The 25,487-nt window shown below is 67.2% G+C and carries 33 protein-coding genes, 1 tRNA gene and 1 pseudogene; 22 read left to right on the top strand and 13 right to left on the bottom strand.

Annotated elements, in window-relative coordinates; genetic code table 11:
- The first annotated feature begins 74 nt into the window (after nucleotides 1-74).
- From AC3A6J_RS08310 to AC3A6J_RS08285, 6 genes are read left to right on the top strand one after another with little or no spacing between them, the layout of a single operon-like run.
- Nucleotides 75-434 (top strand): hypothetical protein, encoded by a 360-nt coding sequence (locus AC3A6J_RS08310; protein ID WP_487859451.1) that lies wholly within the window; start codon nucleotides 75-77, stop codon nucleotides 432-434.
- A complete protein-coding gene (locus AC3A6J_RS08305) occupies nucleotides 431-1,069 on the top strand; it encodes a hypothetical protein (RefSeq protein WP_487859450.1) in 639 nt (212 codons plus the stop codon). The genes AC3A6J_RS08310 and AC3A6J_RS08305 overlap by 4 nt, the downstream gene beginning before the upstream one ends.
- On the top strand, nucleotides 1,066-1,269 hold the full coding sequence (locus tag AC3A6J_RS08300; protein ID WP_487859449.1) for a hypothetical protein: 204 nt from the start codon (nucleotides 1,066-1,068) through the stop codon (nucleotides 1,267-1,269). Before AC3A6J_RS08305 ends, AC3A6J_RS08300 begins: the two co-directional genes overlap by 4 nt.
- A complete protein-coding gene (locus AC3A6J_RS08295) occupies nucleotides 1,266-1,469 on the top strand; it encodes a hypothetical protein (protein ID WP_487859448.1) in 204 nt (67 codons plus the stop codon). Before AC3A6J_RS08300 ends, AC3A6J_RS08295 begins: the two co-directional genes overlap by 4 nt.
- Nucleotides 1,470-1,474: 5 nt before the next feature.
- Nucleotides 1,475-2,146: a hypothetical protein gene (locus AC3A6J_RS08290; protein WP_487860042.1), complete on the top strand. Its 672-nt coding sequence runs from the start codon at nucleotides 1,475-1,477 to the stop codon at nucleotides 2,144-2,146.
- Nucleotides 2,140-2,637 carry a nuclease domain-containing protein gene (locus AC3A6J_RS08285; RefSeq protein ID WP_487859447.1) on the top strand — a complete coding sequence of 166 codons (498 nt, stop codon included), beginning with the start codon at nucleotides 2,140-2,142 and terminating at the stop codon, nucleotides 2,635-2,637. Before AC3A6J_RS08290 ends, AC3A6J_RS08285 begins: the two co-directional genes overlap by 7 nt.
- Nucleotides 2,638-2,639: 2 nt before the next feature.
- On the opposite strand, the gene AC3A6J_RS08280 is transcribed toward AC3A6J_RS08285, so the two are convergent.
- Both AC3A6J_RS08280 and AC3A6J_RS08275 read right to left on the bottom strand, forming a co-directional pair.
- On the bottom strand, nucleotides 2,640-2,885 hold the full coding sequence (locus AC3A6J_RS08280) for a hypothetical protein (protein ID WP_487859446.1): 246 nt from the start codon (nucleotides 2,883-2,885) through the stop codon (nucleotides 2,640-2,642).
- Between the two features lie 3 nt (nucleotides 2,886-2,888).
- Nucleotides 2,889-3,074: a DUF3606 domain-containing protein gene (locus AC3A6J_RS08275; RefSeq protein ID WP_487859445.1), complete on the bottom strand. Its 186-nt coding sequence runs from the start codon at nucleotides 3,072-3,074 to the stop codon at nucleotides 2,889-2,891.
- Nucleotides 3,075-3,160: 86 nt separating this feature from the next.
- On the opposite strand from AC3A6J_RS08275, the gene AC3A6J_RS08270 reads away from it, so the two are divergent.
- From AC3A6J_RS08270 to AC3A6J_RS08240, 7 genes and pseudogenes are all read left to right on the top strand, one after another.
- Nucleotides 3,161-3,361 (top strand): hypothetical protein, encoded by a 201-nt coding sequence (locus tag AC3A6J_RS08270; RefSeq protein WP_487859444.1) that lies wholly within the window; start codon nucleotides 3,161-3,163, stop codon nucleotides 3,359-3,361.
- Complete coding sequence (locus AC3A6J_RS08265) at nucleotides 3,358-4,554, top strand: hypothetical protein (protein ID WP_487859443.1); 1,197 nt, start codon at nucleotides 3,358-3,360, stop codon at nucleotides 4,552-4,554. The genes AC3A6J_RS08270 and AC3A6J_RS08265 overlap by 4 nt, the downstream gene beginning before the upstream one ends.
- Nucleotides 4,551-5,312, top strand: a complete 762-nt coding sequence (locus AC3A6J_RS08260; protein ID WP_487859442.1) for a DNA cytosine methyltransferase — start codon at nucleotides 4,551-4,553, stop codon at nucleotides 5,310-5,312. The genes AC3A6J_RS08265 and AC3A6J_RS08260 overlap by 4 nt, the downstream gene beginning before the upstream one ends.
- Nucleotides 5,309-5,575, top strand: a complete 267-nt coding sequence (locus AC3A6J_RS08255) for a hypothetical protein (protein WP_487859441.1) — start codon at nucleotides 5,309-5,311, stop codon at nucleotides 5,573-5,575. Before AC3A6J_RS08260 ends, AC3A6J_RS08255 begins: the two co-directional genes overlap by 4 nt.
- The gene (locus tag AC3A6J_RS08250) at nucleotides 5,572-5,871 is read left to right on the top strand and encodes a hypothetical protein (RefSeq protein ID WP_487859440.1); all 300 of its coding nucleotides are present in this window, start codon (nucleotides 5,572-5,574) and stop codon (nucleotides 5,869-5,871) included. The genes AC3A6J_RS08255 and AC3A6J_RS08250 overlap by 4 nt, the downstream gene beginning before the upstream one ends.
- Before the next feature lie 352 nt (nucleotides 5,872-6,223).
- Nucleotides 6,224-6,364: pseudogene (locus AC3A6J_RS08245) on the top strand (helix-turn-helix domain-containing protein); the annotation flags it as partial.
- Between the two features lie 14 nt (nucleotides 6,365-6,378).
- Nucleotides 6,379-7,392: a tyrosine-type recombinase/integrase gene (locus tag AC3A6J_RS08240; RefSeq protein WP_487859439.1), complete on the top strand. Its 1,014-nt coding sequence runs from the start codon at nucleotides 6,379-6,381 to the stop codon at nucleotides 7,390-7,392.
- A gap of 35 nt (nucleotides 7,393-7,427) precedes the next feature.
- Here AC3A6J_RS08240 and AC3A6J_RS08235 read toward each other — a convergent pair.
- The 5 genes from AC3A6J_RS08235 to AC3A6J_RS08215 form a co-directional block, all read right to left on the bottom strand.
- A tRNA-Ser gene (locus AC3A6J_RS08235) sits at nucleotides 7,428-7,517 on the bottom strand.
- A 62-nt stretch (nucleotides 7,518-7,579) separates the two neighbouring features.
- Nucleotides 7,580-8,911, bottom strand: a complete 1,332-nt coding sequence (serS, locus tag AC3A6J_RS08230) for a serine--tRNA ligase (protein ID WP_487859438.1) — start codon at nucleotides 8,909-8,911, stop codon at nucleotides 7,580-7,582.
- Nucleotides 8,912-8,961: 50 nt separating this feature from the next.
- Nucleotides 8,962-9,927 (bottom strand): threonine/serine dehydratase, encoded by a 966-nt coding sequence (locus AC3A6J_RS08225; RefSeq protein WP_487859437.1) that lies wholly within the window; start codon nucleotides 9,925-9,927, stop codon nucleotides 8,962-8,964.
- Nucleotides 9,928-9,929: 2 nt separating this feature from the next.
- On the bottom strand, nucleotides 9,930-10,904 hold the full coding sequence (ispH, locus tag AC3A6J_RS08220) for a 4-hydroxy-3-methylbut-2-enyl diphosphate reductase (RefSeq protein WP_487859436.1): 975 nt from the start codon (nucleotides 10,902-10,904) through the stop codon (nucleotides 9,930-9,932).
- Nucleotides 10,901-11,344, bottom strand: coding sequence for an FKBP-type peptidyl-prolyl cis-trans isomerase (locus AC3A6J_RS08215; RefSeq protein ID WP_487859435.1), 444 nt, complete (start codon nucleotides 11,342-11,344; stop codon nucleotides 10,901-10,903). The genes ispH and AC3A6J_RS08215 overlap by 4 nt, the downstream gene beginning before the upstream one ends.
- A 120-nt stretch (nucleotides 11,345-11,464) precedes the next feature.
- Here AC3A6J_RS08215 and radC point away from each other — a divergent pair, with 120 nt between their 5' ends.
- The gene (gene radC, locus AC3A6J_RS08210) at nucleotides 11,465-12,142 is read left to right on the top strand and encodes a RadC family protein (protein ID WP_487859434.1); all 678 of its coding nucleotides are present in this window, start codon (nucleotides 11,465-11,467) and stop codon (nucleotides 12,140-12,142) included.
- Entirely contained in the window at nucleotides 12,142-12,810 is a 669-nt protein-coding gene (locus AC3A6J_RS08205; RefSeq protein WP_487859433.1) for a Smr/MutS family protein, read from the top strand. The genes radC and AC3A6J_RS08205 overlap by 1 nt, the downstream gene beginning before the upstream one ends.
- Nucleotides 12,811-12,813: 3 nt before the next feature.
- Here AC3A6J_RS08205 and AC3A6J_RS08200 read toward each other — a convergent pair whose 3' ends face one another.
- Genes AC3A6J_RS08200 through AC3A6J_RS08185 form a run of 4 tightly spaced genes read right to left on the bottom strand, consistent with a single transcriptional unit; the run spans nucleotide 12,814 to nucleotide 16,578 of the window.
- Entirely contained in the window at nucleotides 12,814-14,037 is a 1,224-nt protein-coding gene (locus AC3A6J_RS08200; RefSeq protein ID WP_487859432.1) for an NAD(P)/FAD-dependent oxidoreductase, read from the bottom strand.
- A gap of 37 nt (nucleotides 14,038-14,074) precedes the next feature.
- Nucleotides 14,075-14,494, bottom strand: coding sequence for a group II truncated hemoglobin (locus AC3A6J_RS08195; RefSeq protein WP_487859431.1), 420 nt, complete (start codon nucleotides 14,492-14,494; stop codon nucleotides 14,075-14,077).
- Nucleotides 14,495-14,516: 22 nt separating this feature from the next.
- Nucleotides 14,517-15,203 carry an HAD family hydrolase gene (locus AC3A6J_RS08190; protein WP_487859430.1) on the bottom strand — a complete coding sequence of 229 codons (687 nt, stop codon included), beginning with the start codon at nucleotides 15,201-15,203 and terminating at the stop codon, nucleotides 14,517-14,519.
- A gap of 31 nt (nucleotides 15,204-15,234) precedes the next feature.
- Nucleotides 15,235-16,578: an MFS transporter gene (locus AC3A6J_RS08185; protein ID WP_487859429.1), complete on the bottom strand. Its 1,344-nt coding sequence runs from the start codon at nucleotides 16,576-16,578 to the stop codon at nucleotides 15,235-15,237.
- A 178-nt stretch (nucleotides 16,579-16,756) separates the two neighbouring features.
- Between AC3A6J_RS08185 and cyoA the strand changes: the two genes are divergently transcribed.
- The 7 genes from cyoA to AC3A6J_RS08150 are packed head-to-tail and all read left to right on the top strand — an operon-like array spanning nucleotide 16,757 to nucleotide 23,641.
- A complete protein-coding gene (cyoA, locus tag AC3A6J_RS08180; protein ID WP_487859428.1) occupies nucleotides 16,757-17,797 on the top strand; it encodes a ubiquinol oxidase subunit II in 1,041 nt (346 codons plus the stop codon).
- Nucleotides 17,798-17,799: 2 nt separating this feature from the next.
- On the top strand, nucleotides 17,800-19,806 hold the full coding sequence (cyoB, locus tag AC3A6J_RS08175; protein WP_487859427.1) for a cytochrome o ubiquinol oxidase subunit I: 2,007 nt from the start codon (nucleotides 17,800-17,802) through the stop codon (nucleotides 19,804-19,806).
- On the top strand, nucleotides 19,799-20,446 hold the full coding sequence (gene cyoC / locus AC3A6J_RS08170; protein WP_487859426.1) for a cytochrome o ubiquinol oxidase subunit III: 648 nt from the start codon (nucleotides 19,799-19,801) through the stop codon (nucleotides 20,444-20,446). The genes cyoB and cyoC overlap by 8 nt, the downstream gene beginning before the upstream one ends.
- Nucleotides 20,443-20,826 (top strand): cytochrome o ubiquinol oxidase subunit IV, encoded by a 384-nt coding sequence (gene cyoD / locus AC3A6J_RS08165; protein ID WP_487859425.1) that lies wholly within the window; start codon nucleotides 20,443-20,445, stop codon nucleotides 20,824-20,826. Before cyoC ends, cyoD begins: the two co-directional genes overlap by 4 nt.
- Nucleotides 20,827-20,836: 10 nt before the next feature.
- Nucleotides 20,837-21,703, top strand: coding sequence for an SURF1 family protein (locus tag AC3A6J_RS08160; protein WP_487859424.1), 867 nt, complete (start codon nucleotides 20,837-20,839; stop codon nucleotides 21,701-21,703).
- Nucleotides 21,687-23,078: an ATP-binding protein gene (locus AC3A6J_RS08155; protein ID WP_487859423.1), complete on the top strand. Its 1,392-nt coding sequence runs from the start codon at nucleotides 21,687-21,689 to the stop codon at nucleotides 23,076-23,078. The genes AC3A6J_RS08160 and AC3A6J_RS08155 overlap by 17 nt, the downstream gene beginning before the upstream one ends.
- Entirely contained in the window at nucleotides 23,075-23,641 is a 567-nt protein-coding gene (locus tag AC3A6J_RS08150; RefSeq protein WP_487859422.1) for a response regulator transcription factor, read from the top strand. Before AC3A6J_RS08155 ends, AC3A6J_RS08150 begins: the two co-directional genes overlap by 4 nt.
- Nucleotides 23,642-23,656: 15 nt before the next feature.
- Here the strand turns inward: AC3A6J_RS08150 and AC3A6J_RS08145 are convergent, their stop codons facing one another.
- Nucleotides 23,657-24,448 carry an SDR family oxidoreductase gene (locus tag AC3A6J_RS08145; protein ID WP_487859421.1) on the bottom strand — a complete coding sequence of 264 codons (792 nt, stop codon included), beginning with the start codon at nucleotides 24,446-24,448 and terminating at the stop codon, nucleotides 23,657-23,659.
- Between the two features lie 32 nt (nucleotides 24,449-24,480).
- Nucleotides 24,481-25,395 (bottom strand): DMT family transporter, encoded by a 915-nt coding sequence (locus tag AC3A6J_RS08140; RefSeq protein ID WP_487859420.1) that lies wholly within the window; start codon nucleotides 25,393-25,395, stop codon nucleotides 24,481-24,483.
- Between the last annotated feature and the right edge of the window lie 92 nt (nucleotides 25,396-25,487).

Raw genomic sequence — 25,487 nt, 5'->3', positions numbered from 1 at the left:
TGGCCGGCCTGGGCGCGCAGCGCGTGGGCGCGCGGATGGCTCTCGCAAGGCCCGTGCGGCAGAAGGAGTGCATCGTGAGCGCGGCAAAGAAAGCGCCTCTGCGCCACCCTCCCCTCGAACAGGTCTTCGCGGCTGCCGACGCAGTGTCGACAGCATGGGTGGACGCCGGGCGGCCGAACGACTTTCGCAGCTTCCGTCTGGGCTATGACGCGGGAGTCAGGGCAGCGCAAGCGCGGGCGACCGCCGGCCCCGTGGAGCTCGTCACCGAGTTGCGTGTTGCCGGGCAGTTGCTCTACATCGCGCACAAGCAGATGAGCTTTCAGCAGAAGGCCGCCTACGCACGCAACGCGCACAACAACGGCTTGATCAGCGACGACGAGCTGCGCGACAGCGAGCGTGCCGCCGTGCTGCAACGTTTTGGAGGTGCCGCATGAGCACGCGTCGATTCAACGAAGCCGAAGTGGCGGCTCGATTCCCGGGGGATGTCGCAAAGCACCAGATGACGATCCTGCGCGATGACGGCGTCGATCGTCATCTCAGATTCAAGCGGCCCGATAGCGGCATCTACTGGTTCGATGTCATCACCTGGGGAGGTCGCCTGTACATCGGCGGGGACTGCGGGACCTACGTGTTCGCTCGGCTCGACGACATGTTCGAGTTCTTTCGCGGGCATGAGATCAATCCCCAGTACTGGGCCGAGAAGGTGCAATCCGTCGACAAAAACTCGGGTGTCGAGGCTTTCTCCGACGAGGTCTTCAAGGAGACGCTGAGGCATCACGTCGAAAACCACGCCGAGAGCGAAGAGTGGAGCGAGGCGCAGCGCGCGACTCTCTGGGCCGCCGTCGAAGATCGGGTGTTCGGGTACGACACCGACGAGCACACGCTGTGGCGTGCCGCCGAAGCCTTCGAGCAGGACGGCTTCCGGTTCACCGACTTGTGGGACTACGGCCGCCAGACCGCATACGACTACCACTACTTGTGGTGCCTGAACGCAATTGTCTGGGCGATCAAGCGCTATGACGCGCACAAGGACGCGCTCGCTTCCGAGTTGCCGAAGGAGCCTGCATGAGCGCCGCCCAAGCCGTGGAGGTCTGCTTCCGCACGAAAGGCACGCGCCGCCAGGCGTTCGTGCGCCCTCTGGGCGAGACGCGCTGGCGCAACTGGTCGGTGCCCCGCGCCGACGTGGCCGTGAAGCGCGGCTCCATCACGTTCGAGCACCTGGTCGACGCGCCCGTCGTCACCCGCGCATCACTGGAGGCAACTCCATGAACCCGGCAACGCTCGCCCAGCAGTCGCTCGACGCCTTTCTGCGCGTGATGGCGGTCGTCATCGTGATCGCCCTCTATGCCGCCGTTTCCGACGGCCCCACCGAGACCGACGCCTTGCAGCTGTCGGCCGAAATCTTCAACGACATCGCCGCCGAGAACGCGGCACAACACGCCCTTGCGGCGTCGAAGGATCAACCGTGACCCACATGATCACCGCGTCGGGCGCGGAATACCACCTGGCCGGCCCCGGCTCCCTTGCTGCCGATGCGCGCCCCGTGTGCATCGAAGACATCGCGCACCACCTGTCGCTCATCAACCGCTTCACGGGCGCCACTTCGCGACCCTACAGCGTCGCCGAGCACAGCCTGCTCTGTGCCGACATCGCCCAACGCATGAATCTCTCGCCAAGCGTGCAGTTGTGCATGCTCATGCACGATGCCCACGAGGCCTACACCACCGACCTGAGCAGCCCGGCCAAGATCGCCGTCAACTGCTACGGCTTGGGCGCAGGCGGGGTCGAGGCCTGGGGGATGTTCGAAGACGATCACATGAGGACCGTTCGCCGCCATTTCGGCATGCAGTCGGCGTTCGCGGGGCACAAGGCACTCATCCGCGAGATCGACCTGCAGGCGCTCGCCACCGAGCGGCACTTCCTGACGGCCTACAACGCCAAGAAAAACGGCCCGTGGGCGATCCTGGGCGATGGCGCCCGCACGCCGGTGCCGATCGCCACCTGGGCGCGGCTGGATGCCGAATGGCGCGAGGCGACGCCGTGGAAGAAGTGGCGCCAGGACTTTCTGGAACGGTTCCATGCCCTGCGCCTGGAGGCCGATGAAGCCCTCACGAGCCGCATGTCGGTTGCGAGGGCAGTGTGCTGAAGCGCAGCGGCTTCAAGCGGCTGGTGGTGGTGCACATGCCACCCACGCCGGCAAAGCGCCTGGAGCGGCCCGTGGTGCTCGCGGACTGCAGCGGCATGGCAAGGCCGATGGAGAAGCCCGAGCCCCAGCGCAACGCGCATCTTCTGTCGATGGCCCGCGGCCGGCCGTGCCTGCTGCGCACGCGGCTCTGCAACTTCGACGCGAGCACGACGGTGGCGGCGCACTCGAATCTCCTGATCCACGGCAAGGGCCGCGGGCGGAAGGCCGACGACTGCTATTCGGTCTGGGCTTGCTCGCGCTGCCACTCGTGGCTCGACAGCAGCTATGACGCCGACTTCGAAGAGAAGGAAGCCGCGTTCATGTGCGCGCTGCTGGCGCAGGTGTCGGAGTGGAAGGCGATCGCCGACGGCTCGGGCTCGAGCCCCAAAGACCGCGCGGCGGCGCTGTGGGCTCTCCAGCGGCTCCAGCAAGCCCCGCAGGAGGTCGCGTGATGTCAGTAGTCGTCGAGCTCGTACTGCATCTGCAGTTGCCGAATGATTCTGGCGATGTCCGGGCGGTGAGTGCCCCGATCGGTCTGGATCGGGATCGTCCAGTTCGGGCCGCCCTCCCCGTCACCGCCCGTGCCGACCACGTTGCCGCGGTGAACGTCCGTCACCTGGCCGCGCAGGTCCGGTATCGCCTCGATGCGCTCCAGAACCATCTGCTTCAACTGATCGGCGGTTCGGGTGGGCTTAGCCACGGCCTACTTCTTGGCCTTCTTCAACTCGGCCTCGACCTTCGGGCGCGAGTTGCCGACCTTCTTGATCGCGGCCTTCACCGCGGCTTTGGGTACGCCGGCTTTCTTGGCCGCATACGCGACTTCGTAGTCCTGTTTGCTGGCGACCAGTTTGCGGTCGGCTTTTCCAGTCTTCGACTTGTTGTCTGCCATTGCTCGCTCCTTCTAGGGAACGCGAAGTATCAGCGGCAACAGGGCTGGAGCGCAACTCACCCATATCGCACAACCTGAGACCCACCATGAACACCGCCCAACTCACTCCCCGCGCTCTGGACGTGATCGCCGATTCCGACGAATGCACCGCTCCCATCTTCCGCGATCCGGCTGACCAGAAGCGCTGCCAGTGCGGCCATCCGATGCCCTGCGTAGACAAGGTGCCCGTGACGTTGTGCCGTGCCCACGCGCGGTATAGCCCCGTGGCTGTCGGAGAGCCAGCATGAGCGCCGAACTCCTGCTCGGCTGGAAGCGCTACGAAAAAGCCCGCAAGTTGACTCCGCGTCAATGGTCGGAACTGCACATGCGCAACGTAGACGGCGAAAACTTCGACGAGATGATCGACGCGCTGCCTGAGCCATCGACTCCCACCCCTCCCGCTGTGGTGCCAGCAGTGCCGAGCGATGCGGTGAACGAGCGCGCAGCGTTTGAGGCGTGGGCCGGCACGATGGAATCGTGGGTGCCGAATGTGCTGCGCTTTTCCCCGTCTGGCCCCTACAAGTCGCTGGTGACCGCTTCCGCCTGGAGCGCATGGCAAGCCCGTGCCGCCCTCGCGCCTCCCGCCGCTACACCGGCCGCCCCGAGCGAGCAGCAGGAAGCACTGCGCCACGCAGTGCTCGCGATGACGCACGCGCAGCGAGGCGACAAAGGCGGCCTCGCGGAAGCGATCGGCGAATGTCTTGCCGCCCTCGCCCAGCCCGCTCCCGTGGCAGCGCCTGCAGAAAGCGGGCCGGCATTGCAGATCAACGCAATGCAGCTTCGATCAGCGCTGGAACTGGCCGCCCCGGACTTCGAGACCGATGAAGACCAGCGAGAGCAGGAAGTGGTTATCCAGCGTTTTCCCGCGCGCACATCGACCGAGGGTGAGCCCATGGAGGCCGGGCTGTACTGCTGGCTGGCAGACTACCCCGAAGAGGGCTGCATCCCGCTGCGCGAGCACGAAGAATTTTCGGCATCGGTGGCAGCGCCTGCGCCAATCGACATAGTGCTGCATTGCCCGAAGTGCGGCCTACAGCACATCGATGCGCCTGACGAACGCACCCCCGACTGGAAGAACGAGCCGCACCGCTCGCACCTTTGCCACGGCTGCAATCACATCTGGCGCCCTGCCGACGTGCCTACCAACGGCGTAGAGGCCGTGAGGACGAAGGGAAAGAACGACAGCCCCATCGCAGCGCCTGCGCCAGCTTCGGAAGCGGTGGCGTGGGAGTGCCGCAAGCGAGTGCCGAACAACCCCAAATGGAGCGAGTGGTCGTCGTGCTCTGAACGCGACCATGCAGCCATCCAAGCCAAGGCATTGCACTGGGGCATGGTGTACCAATCTCGCGCCCTCTACCTGGCCGCGCCCCCGCAGGCTGGAGCGGGCAATCAGGGGGAGGCCTCGCAGCCTGTCGATGGCGTACAGGGAGGCGAGGGATGACCGCCTACTACAACGAGATCGACCCCTATGCGGCCCAGTGGCTGCGCAAGTTGATCGCCGCGAACCTAATCGCACCTGGCGATGTTGACGAACGGAGCATTACCGATGTGGCAGCAGATGACCTTGCCGGATATACCCAGTGCCACTTCTTCGCAGGCATCGGCGGATGGAGCCTTGCACTACGTCTGGCTGGATGGCCCGATGATCGCCCGGCGTGGAGCGGAAGCTGCCCCTGCCAGCCCTACTCCGTCGCTTCAGTCGCTCATGGCGGCGCGCAAGGGCAAAGCGATGAGCGCCATCTTTGGCCGCCATTTCGCAGTCTCATCAGCGAGCGTAGACCTCCAACGGTCTTTGGAGAGCAGGTTGCAAGCGCAATCAACTGGGGATGGTGGGATGAGGTCGCGTTGGACCTTGAAGCCGAAGACTACGCCTGCGGGGCGGTTGTACTCAGAGCAAGTGCCATCGGAGCGAAGCACCAGAGAAAGCGGCTATGTTTTGTGGCCGACGCCCGCGGCGCGCGACGGGAAGGACATCAGCAGATCCAACGCGTTTTTATCCCAGCGCGGAAGGCATTCCCCGAGCATGGCGACCCGCTTGCTGGAGCAAGGCGCGCATTGGACGGTGATTACAGCGGTCTATTGCCTTGCGATGGGCTATCCATCCAGCTGGAACGCCTCGCGACCCACGGCTATGGAAATGCCATCGTCCCGCAGGTCGCCAAAGTGTTCATCGAAGCCGTGATGGAGACCACCGCATGACGAACCCCACAGAAGAAGTGAAGCTGCCCGAGATGGAGGCTCGCCCGAACAATGCCGTGCTCGTTCCTGCGTCGGAGTTGCGCAAGCTGCAGGAGGATGCGGCTCGGTACGAGTTCCTCCGCAATGAAGCCTACGAGGCAGTCATTCCTCACGGCAACAAGCTCAACGGAAAGCGAACGGCCTGGATCACAAAGCTTCACGCCGGCGAGACGTTTGACGCCGCAATCGATGCAGCCCGACAGACAACAAGGGAGCAGCCATGAGCACACTACACCCAGAGCTTGAGGCGCTGATGCCGGAGCCGGCCGCACATCGATACCGCACGTTCGGTCACGGGCCGCGCTGGCAACTCGCCGGCAAGGCAGTGCCGCCAGAAGCCGAGCCTCTCTTCACCGCCGACCAAATGCGCGAGGCGATCAAAGGCGCGACGGAGCGCGCCGCAAAGCTCGCGTCTACCCTGGCCTATGACGCTGCGATCAACTACGCCAACGGCCATGCGGTCGATTGGGACAAGGCTGTTGGCGAGGCCATCAGGGGTGGAGATGGGGGTGGGCGATGACTGACCGCGAACTACTCGAGGCGGCTGCGAAGGCTGCGGACCTTCCTGTGGAATTTGACGAAGGGACGTGCGACGGTTGGTGGCCTTGCGGACGGACTGAAACGGGCGATGTTGATGAATGGTGGAACCCGCTCACCGACGACGGCGACGCGCTGCGGCTGGCGGTAGCTTTGGACATCTGTATTGAGTTCGGGTACTGCGAAGATGACGCGCCGGTCGTTTATTGCGGGCCAGTCTCCCAGCGCCGCGACTGGCCCCGTTATGCGAACTTCCCAGACCCTGGGGCCGCCACTCGTCGAGCAATCGTCCGCGCTGCTGCCGCCATTGGGCGCTCTTACGAAGGAGAGGGGAAATGAGCGAGCTTCTCACCGCGGCAGAGGTCGCAAGCAAATTGGGCGTCTCGGCGCGCCAAGTCTATGATCTGGCCGCTTCTGGCACCCTGCCCGGCTACCGTTTCGGGCGCTCCCTGCGCTTTGAGCCTACAGACATCACGGAGTACAAGACAAAATGTCGATCACAAGGGATAAGGCGCGCGGTCAGTTCGTCTTTGAGTTTGACCGTTGGATCGGCGGAGCCCGGATCCGCGCTCGAAAGCGCCTTCCTCGCGCTTGGAATCAGGCCCAGGCAGACGAATTCGACCGGAAGGAGAGCGCACGGCTCTACGCGACGGCCAACGGGGTCGGTGGTGAACATCACCTCATCGAAGACGCCATCACCCACTACCTGAAAGACCGCATCCCGAAGCTCAAACAAGGGATGAACGTCGCCCGCGAACTGGCCCTGATCGCACCCTTCTACGCCGGCCGGCCGCTCAGCGCGTTGCCGGACGTGTGCAAGGCGCTTCGCCTCAAGTCGATGTCGGTGCCGAAGAAAGAGGGGGACAAGCCACGGCCCCTCTCGGACGCCACGATTCGGCTGCGCATCCGATACCTCACGGCGGCGTGCCGCTGGGCATGGAAGCATCACAGCTTCGGCGAGTTCGATCCTGCCGCAAAAGTCGTCGTGCCAGAGGTCAAGAACGAGCGCCACATCTACATCGACCGCGCGCAGATGCTGTTGGTCGCCCGGAACACCAAGAACCGAAATGCGCGGATGGTGGTCCGCATGGCGTTCTACAGCGGCATGCGCCTCTCAGAAATCCTACGGGCCGTGGCAATCGGCGACCGCTGGCACCTGGCGAAGACCAAGAACGAGGAGCCGCGGATTGTCCCGATTCACCCTCGGGTGGCGGTGTGTGTTCGGAATTTCCAGAAGATCGCGCGCATCACGGTGCAGAAGAACGTGAAGGCCGCGTGCGTGGCCGCTGGCATGCCTTGGCTGCACTTTCACGACCTGAGGCATAGCACGGCCTCAGAGATGGTGAACGCTGGCGTAGACCTGTTTGTGATCGGCGCCGTGCTCGGCCACAAGGATCCGAGAAGCACCGCACGTTATGCCCATCTCTCAACCGACAAGCAGGCAGATGCTATCGGCAGGGTTGGACAAAAATCCCCCACCACGAACCTGCGGCGGGTGGCTTGATGCTATGAATGGCATAGCAGCAAAGCCTTATGCACTGGAGGAGAGGGAGGGATTCGAACCCTCGGTACTATCGCTAGTACGCCTGATTTCGAGTCAGGTACATTCGACCACTCTGCCACCTCTCCGGTGTTTTGTCGAGCCAGCGATTCTAGCAGAGAAATCGCGGGCTTTTTCAAGCCCTGGCCGTTCAGGCCCGCAGCACCTCGCCCCCGCCCAGGTACGGCCGCAGCGCCGCGGGCACGCGGACCGAGCCGTCCTCGTTCTGGTGGTTCTCGAGCACCGCGACCAGCGTCCGCCCGACCGCGAGGCCCGAGCCGTTGAGCGTGTGGACGAGTTCGTTCTTGCCCTGCGCGTTCTTGAAGCGGGCCTGCAGGCGCCGCGCCTGGAAGGCCTCGCAGTTCGAGATCGAGCTGATCTCGCGGTAGGTGTCCTGCGCGGGCAGCCAGACCTCGAGGTCATAGGTCTTGGTGGCGCCGAAGCCCATGTCGCCGGTGCACAGCAGCACCACGCGGTACGGCAGCTCGAGCGCCTGCAGCACGGCCTCGGCATGGCCCGTCATCTGCTCGAGCGCCTCGTAGCTCTTCTCGGGATGGACGATCTGCACCATCTCGACCTTGTCGAATTGGTGCTGGCGGATCATGCCTCGGGTGTCGCGCCCCGCGCTGCCGGCCTCGGAGCGGAAGCACGGCGTATGGGCGGTGAGCCTGATCGGCAGTTGCGACTCGGCCACGACCTCGTCGCGCACGAAGTTGGTCAGCGGCACTTCGCTGGTGGGAATGAGATAGAGCGCCGAATGGTCGGGGGCGGGCTCGCCCTCCTGGCCGCCCTTCTTGGCGGCGAACAGGTCGCCCTCGAACTTGGGCAGCTGGCCGGTGCCGCTGAGCGTGGCGGCGTTGACGATGTAGGGCACGTAGCACTCGGTGTAGCCGTGCTTGTCGGTTTGCGTGTCGAGCATGAACTGCGCGAGCGCGCGGTGCAGCCGGGCGATCGGGCCCTTCATGACCGTGAAGCGCGAGCCGGCGAGCTTGGCGCCGGTTTCGAAGTCGAGCCCGAGCGGCGCGCCCAGGTCGACGTGGTCCTTGGGCGCGAACGGCAGCGGCGTGGCCGATGCACCGGCGCCGCCTTGCGGACTCCAGCGGCGCTGCTCGACGTTGCCGCTCTCGTCCTCGCCCACCGGCACGCTGGCATGCGGCAGGTTCGGCACCGCCAGCAACAGCGCCTGCAGTTCGGGCTGGATCTCGTCGAGCCGCTTCGACTGCGATTCCTGCTCGGCCTTGAGCGCGTTGACCTCGGTCATCAGCGCATCGACCGATTCGCCCTTGGCCTTCAGCGGGCCGATCTGCTTGTTCAGCGCGTTGCGCCGGGCCTGGATTTCCTCGGTGCGGGTCTGCAGGGTCTTGCGCTCGGCCTCGAGCGCGGTGAAAGCCGCCACGTCGAGGTAGGGCTGGTTCTTCTTGCGTTTTTCGAGACCGGCGACGGCGGAGGCCAGGTCTTTGCGGAGCAGGGTGATGTCGAGCATCGGGCGATTTTAGGTGGCCCCGCCGGCCGGTCGCCCTCGCCCGCGCAGAGTCAGGCGAGCGACGCGGGATCGACGTTCGCGCCGCAGACGATCAGGCAGACCTTCTCGCCTTCGCGCGGCAGGTACGCGCCGGTCTGCAGCGCCGCGAGCGGCAGTGCGGCGGCGGGTTCCACCGCGAGCTTCATTTCCTTCCAGAGCCACCGCTGTGCGGCACGGATGGCATCGTCGGAAACGAGCAGCGCGTCCTGTACGAATTGCTGGGTGATGTCCCAGGAAATGGCGCCGATGCGGCGCGCGCCGAGCGAATCGGCGGCAATGCCGCCCACGTCGACATCGACCGGCTCGCCAGCTTGCCGCGCGCGGTACAGCGTGGGCGCCTTTTCGGGCTCGAGTGCCACCACGCGGGCGCGCTTCTCGAACCAGCCGGCGAGGCCGCCGATCAGGCCGCCGCCGCCCACGCTCACGAGCACGGCATCGGGCAGGCCGCCCTGGGCCTCGATCTCGTGGCCGAGGGTGCCGGCGCCGGCCACGACCTCGGGCTGGTCGTAGGCGTGGGTCAGCAGCGCTCCGGTCTCCTGCTGCCGCGCGAGGCAGGCCGCCAGCGCGTCGGGATAGAGTTCGCCGACCACGACCACTTCGGCGCCGAGCGCCCTCAGGCGGGCACGCTTGGCTTCGGGCGAGACGCCCGGCAGGAACACCTGGCAGCGCACGCCGAGCGCTTTGGCTGCCGCGGCGGTGGCGATGCCGGCATTGCCGCCCGAGGCCACGACCACGCCGCTGTCGGGAATGTCGTTGGCCAGCAGCCGGTTCATCATGCCGCGCGCCTTGAAGCTGCCGCTCACCTGCAGGTGCTCGAGCTTGAGCCAGACCTCGGCACCGGGGGCTTCAATGCCCAGCGCCGAGGCCGGCAGCTTCCACAGCGGGGTTTCGCGCAGGAAGCCGGCGGGGCCGGCGCGCAGCCGGCTGACGGCGGCTTCGGTTTCGAGGCGCCAGTTGGTTGTCGTTGTTGCTTGCATGTTCAGGAGATGTGCCCCGGCGGCGGGATGTCGTCGAGCTTGAGTCCCTTGGGGAGCGGGAACTTGATGGTTTCCTCGATGCCGTCCATCTTGCGCACCGACACCGCGCCGAACGCGCGCACGCGATCGATCACGTCGCGCACCAGCACCTCGGGTGCCGAGGCGCCGGCCGTGAGGCCGATGCGCGTCTTGCCCTCGAACCATTCTGGCTTCAGCTCGTCGGCCGAGTCGACCATGTAGCTCTCAGTGCCGAGCCGCTGGGCGAGTTCGCGCAGGCGGTTGCTGTTCGAGCTGGTGGGGCTGCCGACCACGATCACAAGCTCGACCTGCGGGCTCATGATCTTGACCGCGTCCTGGCGGTTCTGCGTGGCGTAGCAGATGTCCTGCTGCTTGGGCTCGCGCACGTTCGGAAAGCGCGCGCGCACGGCCGCCGCGATCTCGGCCGCGTCGTCCACGCTGAGCGTGGTCTGCGTCACCACCGCGAGCTTTTCGGCCTGGCCGGGCGACACGCGCGCCACGTCGGCCACGTCCTCGACCAGGTGGATGCCGCTCGAGAGCTGGCCCATCGTGCCCTCGACCTCGGGATGCCCCTTGTGGCCGATCATGATGAACTCGTAACCCTCCTTCGCGAGCTTGGCCACTTCGACGTGCACCTTGGTCACGAGGGGGCACGTGGCATCGAAGATCTCGAAGCCGCGGTCGCGCGCCTCCTGCTGCACCGCCTTGCTCACGCCGTGGGCGCTGAACACCAGCGTGGCGCCCGGCGGCACTTCGGCCAGGTCTTCGATGAAGATCGCGCCCTTGGCCTTGAGCTCGTTGACGACGTAGGTGTTGTGCACGATCTCGTGGCGCACGTAGATCGGCGCGCCGAACTTGGCGATCGCGCGCTCGACGATCTCGATCGCGCGGTCGACGCCGGCGCAGAAGCCGCGCGGCTCGGCGAGGAGGACTTCCGAGATGGCTGGCACTGCGCTCATAGCACCCCGATCAGCTTCACTTCGAAGGTCACGGGCTGGCCGGCCAGCGGATGGTTGAAATCGAAGCGCACCGCAGTGTCGTTCGATTCGACCACCGCGCCCGCGTAGCTGCCGACGCCGTCGGGCGTGGGGAACTGCACCACGTCGCCGACCGCGTACTGCTCATCGGGGTCGCCCATCTGCGCGAGCAGCTTTCTCGCCACCCACTGCTGCATCTCGGGGTTGCGCTCGCCGAAGGCTTCGCCGGCCGGCAGCTCGAAGGTGGCGTGCGTGCCCTCCTCGAGGCCGATCAGCCGCTGCTCGACGGCTGGCGAGAGCTCGCCGGTGCCGAGCGAGAGCGTGGCGGGCTTGTCGGCGAAGGTGTTGATGATGTCGCCTGCCGGACCCGAGAGGCGGTAGTGCAGGGTCAGGAAAGAGGCGGAAGTCACGACATGGGACATGGGTGCGGCGGAGGTGGGCAAAGACAAGGTGGGTGTCCCGATAAACTGGACCGCATTTTAAGGAGCCGGGGCTTCCACCCGCTCTTCGAAGGTTTCCCAAGGTTTCACCCGATTTTCCCGATGGCATTCAAGGACCTCCCCGCCCACGCCCGCCCGCGCGAGAAGCTCATCGCGCGCGGTGCTGCGGCGCTGGCCGATGCCGAGCTGCTGGCGCTGCTGCTGCGCACCGGGATGGCCGGCAAGAACGTGCTCCAGCTCGCCCAGGAACTGCTCGAACGCTTCGGCGGGCTTTCGGGCCTGCTCCAGACCGGGGCCGCAGACCTCAAGGTCGTGAAGGGCATGGGCGGCGACAGCAAACGCGCCGAGCTGATCGCGGTGCTCGAACTCGCGCGCCGCGCCATGGCCGAGCGCCTCAAGGAGCGCACCGTGTTCGATTCACCCGACAGCGTGAAGCAGTACCTGCAGATGCACATCGGATCGCGGCCCTACGAGGTGTTCGCCGTGCTGTTCCTCGACGCGCAGCACCGGCTGATCGTGCTCGAGGAGCTGTTCCGCGGCACGCTGACCCAGACCAGCGTCTATCCGCGCGAAGTGGTGGTGCGCGCGCTGCACCACCAGGCGGCCGCCGTGGTGCTGTCGCACAACCACCCGAGCGGCAGCATCGAGCCATCGCGGGCCGACGAGGCGCTCACCCAGACGCTGCGCGCCGCACTCGCGCTGGTCGACGTGCGCGTGCTCGACCATGTGATCGTCAGCACCGGCCAGGGCTTCTCGATGGCCGAGGCGGGGGTGCTCTGATGGCGTCGCGCAAGCCGCCGGGCCAGGCGCCGATCAAGGACCTCTCCGACCTGAAGCAGGTTCAGCGCGCGCTGGCGGAAACCCGCGAGCGCGAGGCCGCCGAGGCGGCTGCGCAGGCCGCGGCGGAGCGCCGGCGCGCGGCCGAGAAAGACCTGTTCACGCGCGCCATCGGCGCGACCGAGCCTCTCAAGCGCAAGGCCGCGGTGCCGCTCATGCCCGAGCCGCCCGCGCCGATCCCCGTGCAGCACCAGCTCGACGAGCAGCGCGTGCTGCGCGAATCGCTGTCCGACGAGTTCGACGTGACGACCCTGCTCGACGTCGACGACGCGATGAGCTTTCGCCGCCCCGGCATCGGCACCGACGTGACGGCGCGGCTGCGCAAGGGCGACTGGAGCATCCAGGCGCAGATCGACCTGCACGGCCTGCGCAGCGACGAAGCGCGCGAGGCGCTCGGCGGCTTCATCCGCAGTTCGTACAAGAAGGGGCTGCGCTGCGTGCGCGTGGTGCACGGCAAGGGGCTCGGCTCGCCGGGCCGGCAGCCGGTGCTCAAGACCAAGACGCAGCGCTGGCTGATCCAGAAGAACGAGGTGCTGGCCTTCGTGCAGGCCAAGCCGGCCGAAGGCGGCGCCGGCGCGCTGGTGGTGCTGCTGGCCCCCGCGCGCCGCTGAGCCTCAGGCCAGGTGGTTCTTGAGCGGCACGGCCGCATCGGCCACCGCGTCGGGCGCCGGGCTGCGGCCGGCCTCGAGCAGCTTGCGGCTCATCATGTGGTCGACCGGGGCGTTGACCGATTCGACGCACACCAGCTGGCCGTCGACGTAATGGAACAGCGAGAACGCCTCGGGCTTGGGCCCCGCGCGGCGCACGCTCGCGAGCCCCGGCGTGCCTTCGGCGGGCATCAGGCCGGCCATCTGCAGGCGCAGCGCGCCCTGGTCGGACCAGAACCACGCCACCGCGTCGTGCGGGCGCGGCGCGCCGGTGAGCGTGGTCACCGCCGTGCGCGCCTGGTCGTTGGCGTTCTGCACCGATTCGAGCCGCAGCGCGCGGCCCGCGCGGCGGTCGGGAAAGCGCGTGCAGTCGCCCACCGCGAGCACGCCGGGCGCGCTGGTCTGCATGTGGCCGTCGACCACGATGCCGTCGGCGCATTCGATGCCGGCCGCCTGCGCCAGTGCGGTCTCGGGCACCGCGCCGATGCCGAGCAGCAGCAGGTCCACCGGCTGCCGTTCGCCGTTGACCTGGACCGACAGCAGCCGGTCGCCTTCGACCTCGAACGCCCCGGTGCGCGCGCCGAGCACGATCTCGATGCCGGCCGCGCGGTGCGTCGCGAGCACGTGGGCCGAGAGCTCGGGAGACACCGCGCGGCCGAGCAGCCGCGGCGCGCTTTCGATCACCCGCACCTGCTTGCCGAGCGCGCGGGCCGTCGCGGCCACCTCGAGCCCGATGAAGCCGCCGCCGAGGACGGTGACCCGCTCGGCATCGGCCAGGCACGCGCGCAGGCGATGCGCCTCGTCGGCCGCGCGCAGGCTGACCACGTTCTCGAGGCCCGGCTGCAGGTCGGGCATCTGGCGCGCGCGCGTGCCGGTCGCCAGCACCAGGTGTTCCCAGGGCAGCACCGCGCCCGAGCGCAGCCCGACGGTGCGCGCCTCGCGGTCGATGGCCACGGCCGCGTCGCCCAGGTGCAGCGTGATGCCGGCGTCGCGGTACCAGTCGAGCGCCTTGTGCGGCTGGGTGGTTTCCTCGTGGCTCTTGAGAAAGGCCTTGGACAGCGGCGGGCGGTGGTAGGGCTCGCAAGCCTCTTCGCAGACCAGGTGCACGCGTGCGCCCTGCCCCGCTTCGGCGAGTCCGGCGCAGAGCTGGGCCGCGGCATGGCCGCCGCCGATGATGACGATGGAATTCATTGGACGAAGGTCTTTCTTCGGAAGTGGTTGTCTCGTTTCAGCCGCCGCGGTTGCGCATCCAGTCGGCTGTCTGGAAGAAGGAGTCGCGCAGCCTGGCACGCAGGCCCTCGGGCACGCCGGTCTCGCCCATCGCCTGGTCCATGCAGGCGAGCCACTGGTCGCGCTCCTTGATGCCGATGGTGTGGCCGCCGATGCTTTGCGGCAGGTGCCGCGCGCGCAGCATCGGATGGCCGAAGCGGTCGGTGTAGTGCTGCGGCCCGCCGAGCCATCCGCAGAGGAACCAGAACAGGCGCTGGCGGGCGTTGTCGAGGTGGGTGCCATGCACCGCGCGCAATTCGACGTATGCGGGTTCGAGCTCCATGAGGTCGTAGAAGCGGTCGACCAGCGCCTGCACCTTGGGTTCGCCGCCGATCCACTCGAACGGGGTGTCGAAGGGGGGCTTTTCGTGAATCTGCATGGCGGGGAGTATCCCTCCTCGCCTATTCCGGCATCCGGGCCATGGGATGCGGAAACCAACGCGGCAGGTGCGCCATCGCGCCATGCAGCGAGTCGAGCACATGCAGGGCCTGGTCGAGGATGGCCGCCGGCGGATGCTTGAGGTCGGGCACGATCACGACGCGCAGGCCCGCGGCCAAGGCGGCCCGAGCGCCGTTCTCGCTGTCCTCGAAGGCCACGCATTGCGCCGGTTCGACGCCCAGGCGTGCGGCCGCGAGCAGGTAGAGCGCGGGGTCGGGCTTGGCGCGCGCCACCTCGTCCCCGCCGGCGAAAGCGTCGAAATGGTCGAGCACGCCGAGACTGCCGAGGCAGGCCTGGATCTGCGCGCTGGTCGACGACGACGCCACGGCGCAGCGCGTGCCCTGCTCGCGCAGCGCGCCCAGGAATTCGGCCGCGCCGGGCTTGATGGGAAAAAGCGGAACGCCGTCCGCGCGCTCCAGCTGCAGGCACTTGCGGACATGGTCGATGGCGTGCAGGTAGGCCTCGTCGCCGCCGAGCAGCGTGCGCAGGATCAGCTGCGACTCTGCCGTGGCCAGTCCCACGCACTGGAGGTAGTGACTCTGCGAAAGCTCGATGTCGAGCGTGCGGGCGGCCTCGATCCAGGCGGCCATGATGGGCCGCTCCGAATCGATCAGCAGCCCATCCATGTCGAAGATGGCGGCGGCGAACATGGCCGCATCTTAGGGCCCTGCCGGCCCGCCGTCAGTCGCGCGCCAGCGCCCGGTCGAGCCCCAGCGCGGCCAGCGTGCCGACCGCGCCCGACAGCAGGTAGACGCTGACGTAGGCGAGCCCGAAGTTGGCCGACAGGCCCAGCGCCACGAGCGGCGCGAAGGCCGCACCGATGAGCCATGCGAGGTCGGCCGTGAGCGCTGCGCCGGTGTAGCGGTACCTCGGCGCGAAGTTCGAGTTCACGGCGCCGGCCGCTTGGCCGTACGACAGGCCCAGCAGCACGAAGCCCAGCAGGATGAAGATGTCCTGCCCGATCCGGCCGCCGTCGAGCAGGGTGGGCGCGAAGCCGCTGAACACCGCGATCAGCGCGGCCAGTCCGCCGAGCGTGAAGCGCCGGCCCACACGGTCGGCGATCAGGCCCGATGCCACGATGCCGGCGGCGCCGAGCACCGCGCCGATCATCTGCACCACGAGGAATTCGGTGATCGACTGGTCGGAATACAGCGTGATCCACGACAGCGGGAACACCGTGATCAGGTGGAACAGCGCGTAGCTCGCGAGCGCCGCGAAGGCGCCGATCAGCAGGTTGGTACCCTGCGACGAGCGCAGCAGTTCCATCACCCCAGTGGGCTCGAGCTCGCGCTCCTCGAGCTGGCGCGAATACTCGTCGGCGGCCACGAGCCGCAGCCGCGCAAACAGCGCCACGACGTTGATCGCGAAGGCCACGTAGAAGGTGTAGCGCCAGCCCCAGTCGAGGAAGTCCTTGTGCGAGAGGTTGCCGTACAGAAAAGCGAACAGTGCGCTGGCCACGAAGAAGCCGAGCGGCGCGCCGAGCTGGCCCAGCATCGCGTACCAGCCGCGGCGGTTCTTCGGTGCATTGAGCGCGAGCAGTGACGGCAGCCCGTCCCAGGAACCGCCGAGCGCGAGGCCCTGGGCAAAGCGGAAGATCGAGAGCAGCACGATCGCGGTGAAGCCGATGCTCGCGTAACCCGGCAGGAAGGCGATGCCGGCCGTGGAGGTGCCGAGCATGAACAGCGCGATGGTCAGCTTGGCCTCGCGCCCGAAGCGCCGCTGGATCGCCATCGAGATGATGGTGCCGAACGGCCGTGCGATGAACGCGAAAGAAAAGACCACGAAGGCGTAGAGAGTTCCCTCGAGGCGCGCCTCGAACGGGAAGAACACCGCCGGGAACACCAGCACGGAGGCGATGCCGTAGACGAAGAAGTCGAAGTACTCCGACGCCCGGCCGATGACCACGCCCACGGCGATCTCGCCAGGCGCGATATGTGAATGCCCATCACCCTGCGGGGCATCGTTTACAGACGTGTTCGGCGCGGGCTGCGCCCCGTGCGGACGGATGCTGGACGTCGTCGTCATTGCGTTCTTTATTCGGGTGTGTCACGGACAGTGACAGGGATAGACCATGGAACCAAGGCGCCAAGCGTCGCACCGAACGGACATTCCCGCCATAGGACAAAACGTCCAATGGCCGGCCGCCGCCTTTGGTCGTAGATTGTGGGTTCCTTGCGCAGCCCACGCACTACCTTCTTTCGGCATGCCTACCTCCAAATCCCTTCGCCGATGGCTCCTGTTGCTCCCGCTGGCCCTGCTCGCGGGCTGCAACACGGTGCTGCTGAACCCGTCCGGCGACATCGCCAACCAGCAGGGCCGACTCATCGTCGTGTCCACCGTGCTGATGCTGATCATCATCGTCCCGGTGATCGCGCTGACGCTCTACTTCGCCTGGCGCTATCGCCAGTCGAGCAAGGAGGCCGAGGCCGAGTACGCGCCCGACTGGGACCACTCGACGCAGCTCGAGCTCGCGATCTGGGCCGCGCCGCTCCTGATCATCATCGCGCTCGGCGCGATCACCTGGATCAGCACCCACACGCTCGACCCCTACCGCCCGCTCGACCGCATTGAGGCCGGGCGCCCGGTGCCCGCCGACGTCAAGCCGCTCGAGGTGCAGGTGGTGGCGCTCGACTGGAAGTGGCTCTTCATCTATCCCGAGCAGGGCATCGCCACGGTCAACGAGATGGCGGCCCCGGTCGACCGGCCGATCAGCTTCAAGCTCACCGCCTCCACCGTGATGAATTCGTTCTTCATCCCGGCGCTGGCGGGCCAGATCTACGCCATGCCGGGCATGGAAACCAAGCTGCATGCGGTCATCAACAAGCCCGGCGAGTTCGAGGGCTTCTCTGCCAACTACAGCGGCGCGGGCTTCTCGGGCATGCGCTTCAAGTTCCACGGACTCAGCGACGAAGGCTTCGACCAGTGGGTGCAGAAGGTCAAGGCCGGCAAGGACGGCGAGCTCGACCGCGAGAAATACCAGCAGACGCTCGAGCGCCCGACCGAGCGCGAGCCGGTGCGCCATTACGGCAGCGTCGCGCCCGACCTGTATGGCGCCATCCTCAACCTGTGCGTCGACCGCAACAAGATGTGCATGCACGAAATGATGGCCATCGATGCGAGCGGCGGCCTCGGCAAGCCCGGCGCATTCAACGTCGCCACCAAAGCGGCCTGGCAGGCCGATGACCTTCTCACCGCGGCGCCCCGGCGCAAGTACGTCACCGCGATGTGCACCACCGAAGAATGACGATGTTCGAGAACCTTGACCTGACGAAGCTGATCTTCGGCCGCCTCAGCTGGGAGGCGATTCCCCTGCACGAGCCCATCCTGCTCGCCACCTTCGCGGCCGTGGTGCTGGGCGGGCTCGCCATCGTGGCGGCGCTCACCTACTTCAAGCTCTGGGGCACGCTGTGGCGCGACTGGTTCACCAGCATCGACCACAAGAAGATCGGCATCATGTACATCGTGCTGGGCCTGGTGATGCTGCTGCGCGGCTTTGCCGACGCCCTGATGATGCGGGCGCAGCAGGCCGTGGCCTTTGGCGACAACATGGGCTATTTGCCGCCGCACCACTACGACCAGATCTTCACCGCGCACGGCGTGATCATGATCTTCTTCGTGGCGATGCCGCTGGTGACGGGCCTCATGAACTTCGTGGTGCCGCTGCAGATCGGCGCGCGCGACGTGGCGTTCCCGTTCCTCAACAACTTCAGCTTCTGGATGACCACCTTCGGCGCCGGCCTCGTGATGGCGTCGCTGTTCGTCGGCGAGTTCGCCAAGACCGGCTGGCTCGCCTACCCGCCGCTGTCGGGCATCCTCTACAGCCCCGACGTGGGGGTCGACTACTACATCTGGTCATTGCAGATCGCGGGCGTCGGCACATTGCTCTCGGGGGTGAACCTGCTGGTCACCATCGTGAAGATGCGCGCGCCCGGCATGACGATGATGAAGATGCCGGTCTTCACCTGGACGTCGCTGTGCACCAACGTGCTCATCGTGGCCGCCTTCCCGGTGCTGACCGCCGTGCTGGCCCTGCTGTCGCTCGACCGCTATGTCGGCACTAACTTCTTCACGAACGACCTCGGCGGCAACGCCATGATGTACGTGAACCTGATCTGGATCTGGGGCCACCCCGAGGTGTACATCCTGATCCTGCCGGCCTTCGGCATCTTCTCGGAAGTGGTCTCCACCTTTTCGGGCAAGCGCCTGTTCGGCTATGCCTCGATGGTGTACGCCACGGTGGTGATCACCATCCTGTCGTACCTCGTCTGGCTGCACCATTTCTTCACCATGGGCTCGGGCGCCAGCGTGAACTCGTTCTTCGGCATCACGACGATGATCATCTCGATTCCGACGGGCGCGAAGATCTTCAACTGGCTCTTCACCATGTACCGCGGCCGCATCCGCTACGAGCTGCCGATGATGTGGACCATCGGCTTCATGGTCACCTTCGTGGTGGGCGGCATGACGGGCGTGCTGCTCGCGGTGCCGCCGGCCGACTTCGTGCTGCACAACAGCCTGTTCCTGATTGCCCACTTCCACAACGTAATCATCGGCGGCGTGCTGTTCGGCATGCTGGCCGGCATCACCTACTGGTTCCCGAAGGCCTTCGGCTACAAGCTCGATGCGTTCTGGGGCAAGTGCTCGTTCTGGTTCTGGCTGGTGGGCTTCTGGGTCGCGTTCATGCCGCTGTACGTGCTCGGCCTGATGGGCGTCACTCGCCGCATGAGCCACTTCGAGGACACCTCGCTGCAGATCTGGTTCCAGGTCGCCGCCTTCGGCGCGGTGCTGATCGCGCTGGGCATCGCCTGCTTCCTGATCCAACTGGTGGTGAGCTTCATCCGCCGCGAGTCGCTGCGCGACACCACCGGCGACCCGTGGAACGGCCGCACGCTCGAGTGGTCGACCTCGTCGCCCCCGCCGGCCTACAACTTCGCGTTCACGCCGCGCATCCATGACAACGATGCCTGGACCGACATGAAGCGCCGCGGCTATGCGCGCCCGCTCGAAGGCTACACGCCGATCCACATGCCGAAGAACACCAGCGCCGGCTTCATCGTCGCGGCCCTGTCCGCGGCCTGCGGTTTCGGGCTGATCTGGCAGATGTGGCTCTTTGCCGGCGTGGCGTTCGTCGCCCTGGTGGCCGCCGTGATCGTCCATACCTTCAACTACAAGCGCGACTACTACATCCCCGCGGAAGACGTCGTCCGCACCGAGACCGAACGCACGCGCCTGCTGGCCACCGCCCATGTCTGACACCACCGCACTCCACGCCCACAGCGACCAGACGGGCAAGCCGCCCGTGTTCGAGCTGTTCCACGTCGGCAACGACCACCATCCGGAGAACGCAACCCTGCTCGGGTTCTGGATCTACCTGATGAGCGACTGCCTGATCTTCGCCTGCCTGTTCGCGGTGTACGGCGTGCTGGGCCGCAGCTATGCGGCCGGGCCTTCGGGCGCCGACCTGTTCGACCTTCAGCTGGTGGCGGTCAATACCGCGCTGCTGCTGCTGTCGTCGATCACCTACGGGTTCGCCGTGCTCGAGATGCAGAAAAAGCGCATGCGCGGCACGCTCGCCTGGCTCGCCGTGACCGGCCTGCTCGGCGCGGGCTTCATCGGCCTGGAGCTCTACGAATTCGCGCACCTGATCCACGAAGGCGCGGGCCCGCAGCGCAGCGCCTTCCTGTCGGCCTTCTTCGCGCTGGTCGGTACCCATGGGCTGCACGTGAGCTTCGGCCTCATCTGGCTCGTGGTGCTGCTGTTCCAGCTGCCGAAGCACGGCTTCAGCGCCGCCAACCGCCGCCGCGTGATGTGCCTGTCGATGTTCTGGCACTTCCTGGACGTCATCTGGATCGGCGTCTTCACCTTTGTGTACCTGATGGGATCGATGGCATGACGACAGCCTCCGCACACGACGACCACCACGACGACGACGACGGCCCGGCGAGCCACAGCACCTTCAAGGGCTACATGACCGGCTTCGTGCTGGCCGTGATCCTGACCGCGATCCCGTTCTGGCTCGTCATGGGCAACGTGCTCGGCAAGCCCAGCACCACCTCGTTCGTGATCCTCGGCCTGGCCGCGGTGCAGATCGTGGTCCACATGGTCTACTTCCTGCACATGGACGCCAAGTCCGAGAGCGGCTGGAACATGCTGGCGCTGATCTTCACGATCGTGCTCGTCGTGATCACGCTGGCCGGATCGCTCTGGGTCATGTACCACATGAACGCCAACATGATGCCGATGTCGGTGCACGACATGAAGAACATGCCCTGACGCCGATGCCGTGACCGCCACGCCGCCAGACCGCCCCACCCCCGCCGCCATGCCGGCCGGCCGCCAGCGCCCTGCGGCCACGCGGATCGTCGCCATGGTGTTCGCGGCGCTGGCATTCGCGGGCTTCGTGGCGCTCGGCAACTGGCAAGTCGAGCGCCGCGCCTGGAAGCTCGATCTCATCGCACGCGTCGAGGCGCGCGTGCATGCCCCGGCCGCGCCGCCGCCTGCGCGCAGCCAGTGGCCGCAAGTGAATACGGCCAACGACGAATACCGGCATGTGCGCATCGCCGGCACCTTTCTCCACGACAAGGAGACGCTGGTGCAGGCCAGCACCCGGCTCGGCGCCGGCTTCTGGGTGCTGACGCCGCTCGCGACCGCCGACGGCGTGGTGCTGGTGAACCGCGGCTTCGTACCGCCCGAGGCCCGCACGCGCGCCGCCCGCGCCGCGAGCGAGCCGCGCGGCGAAACCCGCGTGACCGGCCTGCTGCGCATCACCGAGCCCGGCGGCGGCTTCCTGCGCCGCAACGATCCCGCCGCCGACCGCTGGTTCTCGCGCGACGTGCAGGCCATCGCCGCGGCGCGCGGTCTCTCCGACGTGGCGCCCTATTTCGTCGATGCCGCGGCGGCAGAGGCCCCGCCCGGCGCTGCGGCCGGCTGGCCCGCCGGCGGCCTGACGGTCGTCGCCTTTCCGAACAGCCATCTGGTCTACGCGATCACCTGGTACGGCCTGGCGCTGATGGTGGCGGGCGCGGCGTGGTTCGTCTGGCGCGACGACCGGCGGCGCGGCCGGGGCCTGCCGGCCGCGAACGGTGAAAATGCGGCCCATGCCGCCGACCCCAGCGCCCGCCCCGGAGCCCCCGATGCCCCCCGCGACTGAAGCGACGACCAGCGCGGTGGCCGGCGAGCTGCACCCGCTGCGCGCGGGCGTCGCGAGCCTGGACAACGCCACCGGCCACCAGAACATGCAGCAGCTGATCCAGCTGCGCTGGTTCGCGGTGGTGGGACAGGTCGTCACGATCCTCGTAGTGCACTACGGCTTCGGCATCCGGCTGCCGCTCGACCAGATGCTGCTGGTGCTGACCTGCCTGGCGCTCTTCAACGGCGTGAGCCTGCTGCGCTCGCGCCAGATCCGCCGCGTGACCAACGGCGAGCTGTTCCTCGCGCTGCTGGTCGACGTCGCCACGCTCACCGCGCAGCTCTACCTGAGCGGCGGCGCCACCAACCCCTTCGTCTTCCTGTACCTGCTGCAGGTCATCCTGGGCGCGGTGCTGCTCAAGGCCTGGTCCACCTGGACCATCGTCGTGGTCACCGGTGCCTGCTTCGCGGGCCTGGCGCTGTTCTCGCGCCCGCTCGCGCTGCCGCTCGACCACGACCGCGGCCTCTGGAGCCCGTATGTCCAGGGCATGCTCGTGTGCTTTGCGCTCAATGCGGCGCTGCTGGTGGTGTTCATCACGCGCATCAGCCGCAACCTGCGCGCCCGCGACCAGCGGCTGGCCGACCTGCGCCAGCGCGCCGCCGAAGAAGAGCACATCGTGCGCATGGGGCTCCTGGCCTCGGGCGCCGCGCACGAGCTGGGCACGCCGCTTGCCACGCTCGCGGTGATCCTCGGAGACTGGCGGCGACTGCCGCATTTCAGCTCCGACCCCGAACTCCTGACCGAGGTGGCCGAGATGGAACTCCAGATCCAGCGCTGCAAGAGCATCGTGAGCGGCATCCTGCTGTCGGCTGGCGAGACGCGCGGCGAATCGTCCGAAGAAACCACGGTGAGCACCTTCCTCGACGAGCTGGTCGATGAATGGCGCACCACGCGCCCGGTGGAAGCCTTCGAGTACGACAACCGCTTCGGCCAGGACCTGCCCATGGTCTCCGACTCGGCCCTCAAGCAGATGGTCTGCAACGTGCTCGACAATGCCCTCGAAGCCTCGCCGCACTGGCTGCGCCTCGAAGTGGCGCACGATGCCGATGCGCTGATCCTCACGGTCACCGACACGGGGCCGGGTTTCCTGCCGGCGATCCTGAAGGAGTTCGGCAAGCCCTACCAGTCGAGCAAGAACCGGCCCGGCGGCGGGCTCGGACTGTTCTTGGTCGCGAACGTCGCGCGCACACTGGGCGGCCGCGTCGCGGCGCGCAACCGGGCCGAAGGCGGCGCGGTCGTGACCATCACGCTGCCGCTCGCGGCCGTGGTGCTCGACGAAGAGGACGACGCCACGCTCGAACACGCCATCGCCGCCAGCGGCGCTAAGACCCCATGACCGACGAAGACACCGCCGCCGACGCCGGCCGCCGCCTGCTGATCGTCGAGGACGACGCGGCCTTCGCCCGAACACTGGGCCGTTCGTTCGAGCGCCGCGGCTATTCGGTGGCGCTGGCCAGCAGTCTCGAAGACGTCGAACAGCTGCTGCTGCAGGGCGATGCATCGGGCTACGGCTATGCGGTGGTCGACCTCAAGCTCAACGGCGAAGCCTCGGGCCTGGCGTGCGTGGAGCGGCTGCACCGGCACGCTCCCGAGATGCTCATCGTCGTGCTCACGGGCTTCGCGAGCATCGCCACCGCCGTCGAGGCGATCAAGCTCGGCGCCTGCCACTACCTCGCCAAACCCTCGAACACCGACGACATCGAGGCCGCGTTCGGTCGCGCCGCCGGCACCACGGAGGTCGAGCTGACGAACCGCTCGACCTCGATCAAGACGCTCGAGTGGGAACGCATCCACGAGACGCTCGCCGAGACCGGCTTCAACATCTCCGAGACCGCGCGGCGGCTCGGCATGCACCGGCGCACGCTCGCGCGCAAGCTCGGCAAGCAGCAGGTCAAGTAGCGCGACGCCGTCGCGTCAGTAGGTTCCGGGGTACGCGCCGCCGTCCGCGAGCACGTTCTGTCCGGTGACGTAGCCTGCCTGCATGCTGCAGAGGAACGCGCAGATCGCGCCGAACTCGGCGGGTGTGCCGAAGCGCTTCGCCGGAATGTTCTTCTTGCGGGCTTCCCAGACGGTGTCGAAGTCCTGGCCGGTCTTTTGCGCCGTGCCGGCCATGGTGCCCTTGAGGCGATCGGTGTCGAACGAGCCCGGCAGCAGGTTGTTGATCGTCACGCCCTTGGCCGCGATGGCGGTGCGCGCCACGCCCGCCACAAAGCCGGTCAGGCCGCTGCGTGCGCCGTTCGACAGGCCGAGGATGTCGATCGGCGACTTCACCGAGCTCGAGGTGATGTTGACGATGCGCCCGAACCCGCGGCTGGCCATGCCGTCCACCGTGGCCTTGATGAGTTCGATCGGCGTGAGCATGTTGGCATCGACCGCCTTGATCCAGGCCTCGCGGTCCCAGTTGCGGAAGTCGCCGGGCGGCGGTCCGCCGGCGTTGGTCACCACGATGTCGAAGTCGTGGCCGAGCGCGAACACCGCGGCGCGGCCGGCCTCGGTGGTGATGTCGGCCGCCACCTGCTTGACGAACGCGCCACCCGCGCCCTTGGCCGCATCGAGCTTCTTCGCGGCCGCTTCCAGCGCCTCGGCGCCGCGCGCCACGATCACCACGTTGACGCCTTCGCGCACCAGCGCCTCGGCGCAGCCGTAGCCCAATCCCTTGCTCGCGCCGCACACCAGTGCGGTCTTGCCTGCAATACCCAGATCCATGTCGTTGCTCCTGAACTGCAGGGACGCCGAACCTAGCGCCCCTTGCGTGTGAAAACGAAGATGCCCGCGATCACGAGCACCGTGCCGGCCGCGATCCACGCGGTGAACGGCTCGTCGAGTATGACCACGCCCATGAGGATGGTGGACAAGGGCCCGATCATGCCCGTTTGCGCGGCCATGGCGGGGCCGATGCGCTCGATGGCCATCATCACCATCAGCACCGGCACCGCGGTGCACAGCGTGGCATTGAGCACCGACAGCCAGATGACCTCGGGCGCCAGTTGCATCGCCACGCTGACTGGCCGCATGAGCACGAACTGCACGATGCACAACACGCACGCCACGGTGGTGGCCAGGCCCACGAGCCGCAGCGATCCGAGCCGCTTGACGAATTCGCCGCTGTAGACGAGGTAGCCCGCATAGCTCACCGCGCTCAGGAACACCAGGAACGCGCCCCATGCCGCCGCGCCGCCGCCCTTGCCGTCGCCGCCGCTCCAGAGTTCGTGGCCGAACACCAGCAGCACGCCCGCATAGCTCACGACCATGCCGAGCACCTGCGGCCGCGTCGCGCGCCGGCGGTACAAGAGCCAGCCGAACAGCAGCACCAGCGTCGGGTTGAGGTACAGGATCAACCGCTCGAAGCTGGCGGAGATGTAGGCGAGCCCCGCGAAGTCGAGAAAACTCGCGAGGTAGTAGCCCGAGAAGCCAAGCCCGATCACGCCGAGCCAATCTCGCAGCGTGAGCGCGGGCTTGCCACGTCCGGCCCACCACGCCATCACCGCGAAGAGCGGCAGCGCGAACAGCATGCGCAGCATGATCAGCGTGACCGCGTCGACGCCGTAGCGGTACGCGAGCTTGACGATGATGGCCTTGCCGCTGAACGCGATCGCGCCGAGCGACGCGAGGATGAGGCCCGGAACGAGGCTCTTTTGAGTGGTGGTGTTCAATGGTTCGTGCGGGAAACACCGCGGAACCGGCTTTGCCGGGCCGCTGGTGTTGCCCCCTTGAGGGGGAGGCGGCTACACGAAGTGAGACGCAT

This window comes from Variovorax sp. Soil_C_39 (assembly GCF_057656815.1).
Note: the sequence above shows the minus strand (reverse complement) of the source record. Positions and strands in the feature narration are given on the sequence as shown.

Excerpts from the sequence above, each read along its gene's own strand:
- AC3A6J_RS08305 (WP_487859450.1), top strand. The coding sequence starts at position 431 with ATGAGCACGCGTCGATTCAACGAAGCCGAAGTGGCGGCTCGATTCCCG.
- AC3A6J_RS08300 (WP_487859449.1), top strand. The coding sequence starts at position 1,066 with ATGAGCGCCGCCCAAGCCGTGGAGGTCTGCTTCCGCACGAAAGGCACG.
- AC3A6J_RS08295 (WP_487859448.1), top strand. The coding sequence starts at position 1,266 with ATGAACCCGGCAACGCTCGCCCAGCAGTCGCTCGACGCCTTTCTGCGC.
- AC3A6J_RS08290 (WP_487860042.1), top strand. The coding sequence starts at position 1,475 with ATGATCACCGCGTCGGGCGCGGAATACCACCTGGCCGGCCCCGGCTCC.
- AC3A6J_RS08275 (WP_487859445.1), bottom strand. The coding sequence starts at position 3,074 with ATGGCAGACAACAAGTCGAAGACTGGAAAAGCCGACCGCAAACTGGTC.
- AC3A6J_RS08270 (WP_487859444.1), top strand. The coding sequence starts at position 3,161 with ATGAACACCGCCCAACTCACTCCCCGCGCTCTGGACGTGATCGCCGAT.
- AC3A6J_RS08265 (WP_487859443.1), top strand. The coding sequence starts at position 3,358 with ATGAGCGCCGAACTCCTGCTCGGCTGGAAGCGCTACGAAAAAGCCCGC.
- AC3A6J_RS08260 (WP_487859442.1), top strand. The coding sequence starts at position 4,551 with ATGACCGCCTACTACAACGAGATCGACCCCTATGCGGCCCAGTGGCTG.
- AC3A6J_RS08255 (WP_487859441.1), top strand. The coding sequence starts at position 5,309 with ATGACGAACCCCACAGAAGAAGTGAAGCTGCCCGAGATGGAGGCTCGC.
- AC3A6J_RS08250 (WP_487859440.1), top strand. The coding sequence starts at position 5,572 with ATGAGCACACTACACCCAGAGCTTGAGGCGCTGATGCCGGAGCCGGCC.
- AC3A6J_RS08240 (WP_487859439.1), top strand. The coding sequence starts at position 6,379 with ATGTCGATCACAAGGGATAAGGCGCGCGGTCAGTTCGTCTTTGAGTTT.
- serS (WP_487859438.1), bottom strand. The coding sequence starts at position 8,911 with ATGCTCGACATCACCCTGCTCCGCAAAGACCTGGCCTCCGCCGTCGCC.
- AC3A6J_RS08225 (WP_487859437.1), bottom strand. The coding sequence starts at position 9,927 with ATGCAAGCAACAACGACAACCAACTGGCGCCTCGAAACCGAAGCCGCC.
- ispH (WP_487859436.1), bottom strand. The coding sequence starts at position 10,904 with ATGAGCGCAGTGCCAGCCATCTCGGAAGTCCTCCTCGCCGAGCCGCGC.
- AC3A6J_RS08215 (WP_487859435.1), bottom strand. The coding sequence starts at position 11,344 with ATGTCCCATGTCGTGACTTCCGCCTCTTTCCTGACCCTGCACTACCGC.
- radC (WP_487859434.1), top strand. The coding sequence starts at position 11,465 with ATGGCATTCAAGGACCTCCCCGCCCACGCCCGCCCGCGCGAGAAGCTC.
- AC3A6J_RS08205 (WP_487859433.1), top strand. The coding sequence starts at position 12,142 with ATGGCGTCGCGCAAGCCGCCGGGCCAGGCGCCGATCAAGGACCTCTCC.
- AC3A6J_RS08200 (WP_487859432.1), bottom strand. The coding sequence starts at position 14,037 with ATGAATTCCATCGTCATCATCGGCGGCGGCCATGCCGCGGCCCAGCTC.
- AC3A6J_RS08195 (WP_487859431.1), bottom strand. The coding sequence starts at position 14,494 with ATGCAGATTCACGAAAAGCCCCCCTTCGACACCCCGTTCGAGTGGATC.
- AC3A6J_RS08190 (WP_487859430.1), bottom strand. The coding sequence starts at position 15,203 with ATGTTCGCCGCCGCCATCTTCGACATGGATGGGCTGCTGATCGATTCG.
- AC3A6J_RS08185 (WP_487859429.1), bottom strand. The coding sequence starts at position 16,578 with ATGACGACGACGTCCAGCATCCGTCCGCACGGGGCGCAGCCCGCGCCG.
- cyoA (WP_487859428.1), top strand. The coding sequence starts at position 16,757 with ATGCCTACCTCCAAATCCCTTCGCCGATGGCTCCTGTTGCTCCCGCTG.
- cyoB (WP_487859427.1), top strand. The coding sequence starts at position 17,800 with ATGTTCGAGAACCTTGACCTGACGAAGCTGATCTTCGGCCGCCTCAGC.
- cyoC (WP_487859426.1), top strand. The coding sequence starts at position 19,799 with ATGTCTGACACCACCGCACTCCACGCCCACAGCGACCAGACGGGCAAG.
- cyoD (WP_487859425.1), top strand. The coding sequence starts at position 20,443 with ATGACGACAGCCTCCGCACACGACGACCACCACGACGACGACGACGGC.
- AC3A6J_RS08155 (WP_487859423.1), top strand. The coding sequence starts at position 21,687 with ATGCCCCCCGCGACTGAAGCGACGACCAGCGCGGTGGCCGGCGAGCTG.
- AC3A6J_RS08150 (WP_487859422.1), top strand. The coding sequence starts at position 23,075 with ATGACCGACGAAGACACCGCCGCCGACGCCGGCCGCCGCCTGCTGATC.
- AC3A6J_RS08145 (WP_487859421.1), bottom strand. The coding sequence starts at position 24,448 with ATGGATCTGGGTATTGCAGGCAAGACCGCACTGGTGTGCGGCGCGAGC.